A 7366-nucleotide genomic window follows, 5' to 3' on the forward strand; every position below is an offset into this window, starting at 1 on the left:
GGTCTCGCGCAGGTCGCCGCGGCGCGGCATCCGTCGCTCCCGTCGATGGGGCAGTAGCGTCGAGCCGATGCGCGAGAGAGTCTGCTCCAAAGTCGGCTGCGCCCGTGAGGCGGTGTCGACGCTCACCTACGACTACGGCGACCAGATGGCGGCTCTCGGCCCCCTCGGCGCGGTGGGCGACCCGCACGCGCACGACCTGTGCGCGATCCACACCGACCGGCTCTCGGTTCCCAAGGGCTGGGTGGTGGTGCGCCACGAGACCCTGCGCGCCTGAGCCCGTTCGTGCGCCGGATCCGCATGGGAGAATGGGCGGATGCCGACCCACACCTCTGTCGCGCCCGCCGGCGCCCCCGCTGCTGAGGCAGCAGCCTCCGCTTTCGAGTTCGAGGTCGCCGACCTCTCGCTGGCCGAGGCGGGACGCCACCAGCTGCGCCTGGCCGAGAACGAGATGCCGGGCCTCATGGCGCTGCGCGAGGAGTTCGGTGCGTCGCAGCCGCTGAAGGGCGCCCGCATCGCCGGGTCGCTGCACATGACGGTGCAGACGGCCGTGCTCATCGAGACCCTGGTCGCCCTCGGCGCGCAGGTGCGCTGGGCCAGCTGCAACATCTTCTCCACCCAGGACGAGGCGGCCGCGGCCGTCGTCGTCGGTCCGGCCGGCACCGTCGACGCGCCGGCCGGCGTGCCGGTGTTCGCGTGGAAGGGCGAGACCCTCGAGGAGTACTGGCGCCTCGCTGACCGCATCTTCGACTGGTCGGCCGAGGGCTTCGACGGCCCGAACATGATCCTCGACGACGGCGGTGACGCGACCCTCCTCGTGCACAAGGGCGTCGAGTTCGAGAAGGACGGGGCGGTGCCGGATGCCGCGCCCGGCGACCCGGCCGAGTACCGGATCATCCTCGACACGATCCGCGCGAGCATCGCGCGCGATCCGCAGCGGTTCACGCGTATGGCAGCGGACCTGCTGGGCGTCACGGAGGAGACCACGACAGGCGTCCACCGCCTGTACGAGTTGGCGGCATCCGGCGACCTGCTCTTCCCGGCGATCAACGTCAACGACTCGGTCACGAAGTCCAAGTTCGACAACAAATACGGCATCCGCCACTCGCTCCCCGACGGCATCAACCGCGCGACCGACGTGCTGATGGGCGGCAAGGTCGCCTTCGTGTGCGGCTACGGCGACGTGGGCAAGGGCGCGGCCGAGGCGCTGCGCGGGCAGGGCGCCCGCGTGATCGTGAGCGAGGTCGACCCGATCTGCGCGCTGCAGGCCGCGATGGACGGCTACCAGGTGGCGCCGCTCGCCGATGTCGCCGGCCAGGTCGACATCCTCATCACCGGCACGGGCAACAAGGACGTCGTCACCGTCGACGATCTCCTCGCCCTCAAGCATCTGGCGATCGTCGGCAACGTCGGGCACTTCGACAACGAGATCGACATGGCCGGGCTCGAGTCGCTCCCCGGCGCCGAGAAGGTCGAGATCAAGCCGCAGGTCCACGAATGGCGCCTGCCCAACGGACGCAGCGTGCTCGTGCTGAGCGAGGGCCGGCTGCTCAACCTGGGCAATGCGACGGGGCATCCGTCGTTCGTCATGAGCGCCTCCTTCACCAACCAGGTGCTCGCCCAGATCGAGCTGTTCACCCGGCGCGACGAGTATCCGACCGCGGTGTACACGCTTCCCAAGCACCTCGACGAGAAGGTCGCTCGCCTTCACCTCGATGCCCTCGGGGTGAAGCTGACCACGCTGACCGAGGAGCAGGCCGACTACATCGGCGTTCCCGTCCAGGGGCCGTACAAGCTCGACCACTACCGCTACTGAGGCATCGCGCCGCAGCGGCGCGGATCAGCGCTCCGGGAAGCCGCGCGGCGGGGACGCCGCCGGTCCTGACAGGGCGTCCGCGCGGGCGGTCTCCAGCTGCAGCGCCCGCAGCTCGCGATCGCGACGCAGCGCCATCACGCCGATGAGGAACGTCTCGGGATCGACGGGCGGCACCGGCGAGACGTGCTCGGCCGCCTCTCGTGCGAGGGATGCCGCCACCCGCGTGCGCGCGGCCGGCTGCATGCTGGTCGCCGACCGCGAGAACTGCGAGATGCGGCGCGAGAGCGGCTCGGGCAGCCGGGCGACATCGGCGACCGCCGCCCACCCGGTGAGGGGCGGCGGAACGCCGATCCACGCGTCGGGCAGGCGGGGCGTGCGCGTGCGCTCGGAGTAGGTGCCCGCGACGAGGTCGCCGAGTCGCTGCGACCGCGGCGTGAACGCGCCGACGAGGGCGGCGACGGCGCCGAGCGTGAACCACAGCTCGAAGACGCCGACGAGGGCGCGGACGAACGCGTGCCGGAAGCCCGCCGCTCCGCCGTCCGTGCGGACGATGCGCCCGCCCACGGCGAGGCGGCCGAGGCTGCGGCCGTGCGTGGTCGTCTCGACGACCGTCGGGATCACGACCATCACGAGAACGAGCACGACGATCGTCAGGATCGGCACCACCGTGCTGTCCACGGCCCCTACGCCCACGAGCCAGAGCATCCCCCACGCGAACAGCAGCAGGATCGCGACGCCGATCAGCATGTCGATCAGTACGCCGAGCGCCCGGAGGAAGAAGCCCAGCGGCTGGACGTCCAGCGCGACCGCCTCGCCGGTGAGGACCTCGTCCTGGTGGATGTCGACGACGGCGCCGCGGGAGACGCTCGGCGGCGGGACGGACGGCGGAGCGCTCATGGCTACAGTAAAGCGCATGGACCTCGACGCGCTCACCGCCGCCCGTCGCCAGGAGTGGGCCCGGCTGGACGAGCTCAGCCGTGCGCGGCGCCTGTCGGGCGCGGAGGTCGACGAGCTGGTGACGCGGTACCGGGCGGCATCCGCCGATCTCGCCGACGCGAAGACGTCGGCCGGGCGGAGCATCCAGAGCGACCACGTGTCGACCATGCTCGGCAGGGCGCGGCTGCGGCTCACCGGCGCCCCCGAGAACGTCATGCGGCAGATCCCGCGGTTCTTCGCGCTCCAGCTGCCGGCGGCGCTGTACCGCGTGCGCTGGACGACGCTCGTCATCGCGGCGGCGTTCCTGATGGTCGTCACGGTCGTGGCCCTGTGGGTCTCGCAGGACGCCGCGCTCGTGGCGAGTCTGGGCAGCCGGGCGCAGCTCGAGCAGTACGCCGAGAACGACTTCACCGAGTACTACAGCGAGAACCCGGCGGCCGTGTTCGCCGGCACCGTATGGACCAACAACGCCTGGATCGCGGCGCAGTGCGTGCTGTTCGGCATCACGGGCGTGTGGCCGGTCATGGTGCTGGTCCAGAACGCCGTCGGCGTCGGCACCGCCGCCGCCGTGATGACGGCGTTCGACCGTGCCGACGTCTTCGTCCTCTTCATCCTCCCGCACGGCCTCCTCGAGCTGACCTGCATCTTCGTCGCCGGCGCGGCCGGGCTGCACATCTTCTGGGCCTGGGTGGCGCCCGGCGCCCGCTCGCGCGGCGAGGCGCTCGCGGCGACGGGCCGCTCGCTGGCCACGATCGCGATCGGGCTCGTCATCGCCCTCGGCGTCTCCGGGCTCATCGAGGGCTTCGTCACGGCGCAGCCCTGGCCGTGGCCGGTCAAGATCGGCATCGGCGCGGCCGCGCTCGCGCTGTTCCTCGTCTACATGCTGGTCGTGGGACGCCGCGCGCACCGGCTGGGGGAGACGGGCGACCTCACCGAGTACGAGACGGGCACCCCGACGCTCGTCGCCGGCTGAGCCATTACCACTGTTTTGAATGACTCAAAACAAAGCTACGATGAAGGGGTGACTCCGGCCCCCCACCTCGACGCTGCGCACGTCGACCCGATCGCGCGGCTGCGCGCGGCCGGCCTGCGGGTGACCGAGTCCCGGCGCGCGGTCGTCGCCGCTCTCGTCGAGCGTCCGCACGCCAGCGCGGACGAGCTCTACGGCGTCGTGGCTCGCACGGTGCCCGGCACGAGCCTGCAGTCCGTCTACAACGCACTGGGCGACTTCGTCGACGCCGGACTCGCGCGCCGTATCGAGCCGGCGGGTCGACCCGGCCTGTTCGAGCTGCGGGTCGACGACAACCACCACCACCTCATCTGCTCGCGCTGCGGCGCCGTGCAGGACGTCGACTGCGTGGTGGGCGAGGCGCCGTGTCTCACGCCCGCCGACACCCACGGCTACGCGCTGCAGGTCGCCGAGGTGACCTTCTGGGGTGTGTGCCCCGCGTGCGCGGCGGAGGACGCCGGCGGCGCCGCCCCCGGGCGCGCCGTGCCCGCCGCATCCTGACTCACTCCGACCCGACAGCCCATCCCGATTGGAAGGAAGCCATGACCGACAGCAACGAGATCATCCCCGAGATCGGTGAGGACCTGCCCAACACCGACCAGGCGGTCACGCCGATCGACACCCCCGTCGACGAGCGCGAGGACGGCGAGACGCGTCCGCGCCCGAATCTCGACGAGTCGTGCCCGGTCATCCACGGCGGCGGTCAGCCGCACCCGACGACGGGCAACGCGAACAGCGTGTGGTGGCCGAACCAGCTGAACCTCAAGATCCTCGCCAAGAACCCGGCCGTGGCGAACCCGCTCGGCGACGACTTCGACTACAAGGCCGCCTTCGAGGCGCTCGACCTCGCGGCGGTCAAGGCCGACATCGCCCAGACCCTCACCACCTCGCAGGACTGGTGGCCGGCCGACTTCGGCAACTACGGTCCGCTGATGATCCGCATGGCCTGGCACAGCGCGGGAACGTACCGCGTGACCGACGGCCGCGGTGGCGGCGGGGCCGGCCAGCAGCGCTTCGCGCCGCTGAACAGCTGGCCCGACAACGTCAACCTCGACAAGGCCCGCCGCCTGCTGTGGCCGGTGAAGAAGAAGTACGGCCAGTCGATCTCGTGGGCCGACCTGATGATCCTCGCCGGCAACGTGGCGCTCGAGTCGATGGGCTTCCGCACCTTCGGGTTCGCCGGCGGTCGTGCCGACGTGTGGGAGCCCGACGCCGACGTGTACTGGGGCCCCGAGACCACCTGGCTCGCCGACGAGCGCTACTCGGGCGAGCGCGACCTCGAGAAGCCCCTCGCCGCCGTGCAGATGGGACTCATCTACGTCAACCCGGAGGGGCCCAACGGCAACCCCGATCCGCTCGCGTCGGCCCGCGACATCCGCGAGACCTTCGGTCGCATGGCGATGGACGACGAGGAGACCGTCGCGCTGATCGCCGGCGGCCACACGTTCGGCAAGACCCACGGCGCCGCGCCCGACACGAACGTCGAGGACAACCCCGAGGCCGCCGGCCTCGAGCAGCAGGGCCTGGGCTGGAAGAACAACCACGGCACCGGGCACGGCGACGACACCATCACCTCGGGTCTCGAGGTCACCTGGACCTACCACCCCACGCGCTGGGACAACGAGTTCTTCCACATCCTCTACGCGTACGACTGGGAGCTCATGCGCAGCCCCGGCGGCGGCCACCAGTGGCGCCCGGTCAACGGCGGCGGCGCCGACATGGTGCCGATGGCCCACTCGAACGGCCGGCGCGAGCCCCGCATGCTGACGAGCGACCTCGCGCTGCGCACCGACCCCGAGTACGACCGGATCTCGCGCCGCTTCAAGGACGACCCCGAGGCGTTCGCCGACGCGTTCGCGCGGGCGTGGTTCAAGCTCACCCATCGCGACATGGGCCCGATCGACCGCTACCTCGGCCCCGAGGTCCCGGCGGAGGAGCTCCTGTGGCAGGACCGCGTCCCGGCCGTCGACCACGAGCTCATCGACGCGGCGGACGCGGCGGCGCTCAAGGCACGGATCCTCGACTCCGGTCTCACCGTCACGCAGCTCGTCGAGACGACGTGGGCCGCGGCATCCTCGTTCCGCGGCAGCGACAAGCGCGGCGGCGTCAACGGCGCCCGCATCCGCCTCGTGCCGCAGAAGGACTGGGAGGTCAACAAGCCCGCCCAGCTGGCGACGGTGCTCGCGCAGCTCGAGCAGATCCAGGCCGCGTTCAACGACGGCCGCACCGACGGCAAGAAGGTGTCGCTGGCCGACCTCATCGTGCTCGCCGGCAACGCGGCGGTCGAGAAGGCTGCCGAGGACGCGGGCGTCGAGGCCGAGGTGGTCTTCCACCCCGGTCGCACCGACGCCACGCAGGAGCAGACGGATGCCGCGTCGTTCGCGTTCCTCGAGCCGGCGGCGGACGGATTCCGCAACTACTACGGGCCGCAGGCGTTCATGCCCGAGGAGCACCACCTCATCGACCGCGCGAACCTGCTGACGCTCAGCGCGCCGGAGATGACCGTGCTCGTCGGCGGGCTTCGCGTGCTCGGCGCGAACTGGGACGACTCGGACTACGGCGTGTTCACCGATCGCAAGGGCGTTCTCACGAACGACTTCTTCGTGAACCTGCTGGACCTCGGCACCACCTGGAAGCCGCTCGACCCGGGCTCGCACGCCTTCTCGGGCGCCAAGGACGGCTCGGGCGAGCCGGTCGGCATCGGCACCCGGGTCGACCTGCTGTTCGCGTCGAACTCGGAGCTGCGTGCCGTCGCCGAGGTGTACGCCTCCGACGACGCCACCGAGAAGTTCGTGCGCGACTTCGTCAAGGCGTGGGGCAAGGTCACCGAGCTCGACCGCTTCGACCTCGTCTGAACGACGGCCACGACAGAGCGGCCCGCCCCCCCTCCGGGGGGGGGCCCCCCCCCCGCCGCCCCTGGTTCCGGTTCTAGCGTTCCTGGCAGAGGCCGACCTCCTGCACCACGATGGCGCGGGAGGTCGGCCTTTGGTCACCCAGCCGGTGGTCCCCACCCGGGGCGGAACGCCTAGAACTGGCAGGACGCCGGCAGGTCCATGTCCCCGGCCGAACCGCTTTGCGCGGCCTCTTTCAGCGCGATGCCGAAGGCGGCCGCCATGTAGTGCGTGGCCAGTTCCGAGCCGGACATCATCGGGGCGGTGTGCCCGATGCCCAGGCCCGGGGCGATGCGCGGAATCTCCGCGGGGACGAAGGTGACGTCGGCGCCGAGCGAGCACCAGTCGCGGGCCATCTGTTCGGCCTGCTGGAACGGGATGACGTCATCGTTGCGCCCGTTGAGCACCAGGACGGGCGCATTGGGCTTCAGGCGCCCGATGCGGTGCTGGTCGAGGACCGAAACGATTTCGGGGTGCTCGGCGAAGTGCGCCGACAGGCTGCGGCCGTCGCGCGTCCACGAATTGGTGCGGTGCAGGCCGACGCGTTCGACGGAGTCGCCGATGCAGTTCTCGGACAGCTCGCCGAGGATGCGCTTGCCGTAGGGCGAGGCGATCTCGTCCATGATCGGGCGCAGCTCCGGGTTCGTTTCCAGGAACCCTTTCACCGCGTAGCCGATGGCCCCCATGATCATGTTGCCGTCGATGCGGGTGAGCACC

7 protein-coding genes are annotated in these 7366 nt (G+C 71.1%); 5 read left to right on the forward strand and 2 right to left on the reverse strand.

Annotation, left to right across the window (positions count from 1 at the left end; all coding sequences use genetic code 11):
* The first annotated feature begins 67 nt into the window (after positions 1 to 67).
* Complete coding sequence (locus ACWGUG_RS15895; RefSeq protein ID WP_109210080.1) at positions 68 to 274, forward strand: DUF3499 family protein; 207 nt, start codon at positions 68 to 70, stop codon at positions 272 to 274.
* Positions 275 to 313: 39 nt separating this feature from the next.
* Positions 314 to 1813 carry an adenosylhomocysteinase gene (gene ahcY / locus ACWGUG_RS15900; protein WP_452325262.1) on the forward strand — a complete coding sequence of 500 codons (1500 nt, stop codon included), beginning with the start codon at positions 314 to 316 and terminating at the stop codon, positions 1811 to 1813.
* A 24-nt stretch (positions 1814 to 1837) separates the two neighbouring features.
* Here ahcY and ACWGUG_RS15905 read toward each other — a convergent pair whose 3' ends face one another.
* Positions 1838 to 2710, reverse strand: coding sequence for an RDD family protein (locus tag ACWGUG_RS15905; protein WP_452325263.1), 873 nt, complete (start codon positions 2708 to 2710; stop codon positions 1838 to 1840).
* 16 nt (positions 2711 to 2726) lie between these two features.
* On the opposite strand from ACWGUG_RS15905, the gene ACWGUG_RS15910 reads away from it, so the two are divergent.
* Genes ACWGUG_RS15910 through katG form a run of 3 tightly spaced genes read left to right on the forward strand, consistent with a single transcriptional unit; the run spans position 2727 to position 6613 of the window.
* Positions 2727 to 3722 (forward strand): stage II sporulation protein M, encoded by a 996-nt coding sequence (locus tag ACWGUG_RS15910; protein WP_452325264.1) that lies wholly within the window; start codon positions 2727 to 2729, stop codon positions 3720 to 3722.
* Positions 3723 to 3770: 48 nt separating this feature from the next.
* A complete protein-coding gene (locus ACWGUG_RS15915) occupies positions 3771 to 4259 on the forward strand; it encodes a Fur family transcriptional regulator (RefSeq protein WP_336398487.1) in 489 nt (162 codons plus the stop codon).
* Positions 4260 to 4300: 41 nt separating this feature from the next.
* Positions 4301 to 6613 (forward strand): catalase/peroxidase HPI, encoded by a 2313-nt coding sequence (gene katG / locus ACWGUG_RS15920; protein WP_452325265.1) that lies wholly within the window; start codon positions 4301 to 4303, stop codon positions 6611 to 6613.
* 170 nt (positions 6614 to 6783) lie between these two features.
* Here katG and ACWGUG_RS15925 read toward each other — a convergent pair.
* Positions 6784 to 7366, reverse strand: a 583-nt coding sequence (locus tag ACWGUG_RS15925; RefSeq protein WP_452325266.1) for a lipase family protein, incomplete at its 5' end; no start/stop codon positions are given.

The sequence above is a fragment of the Microbacterium sp. NPDC055455 genome, from assembly GCF_053619935.1.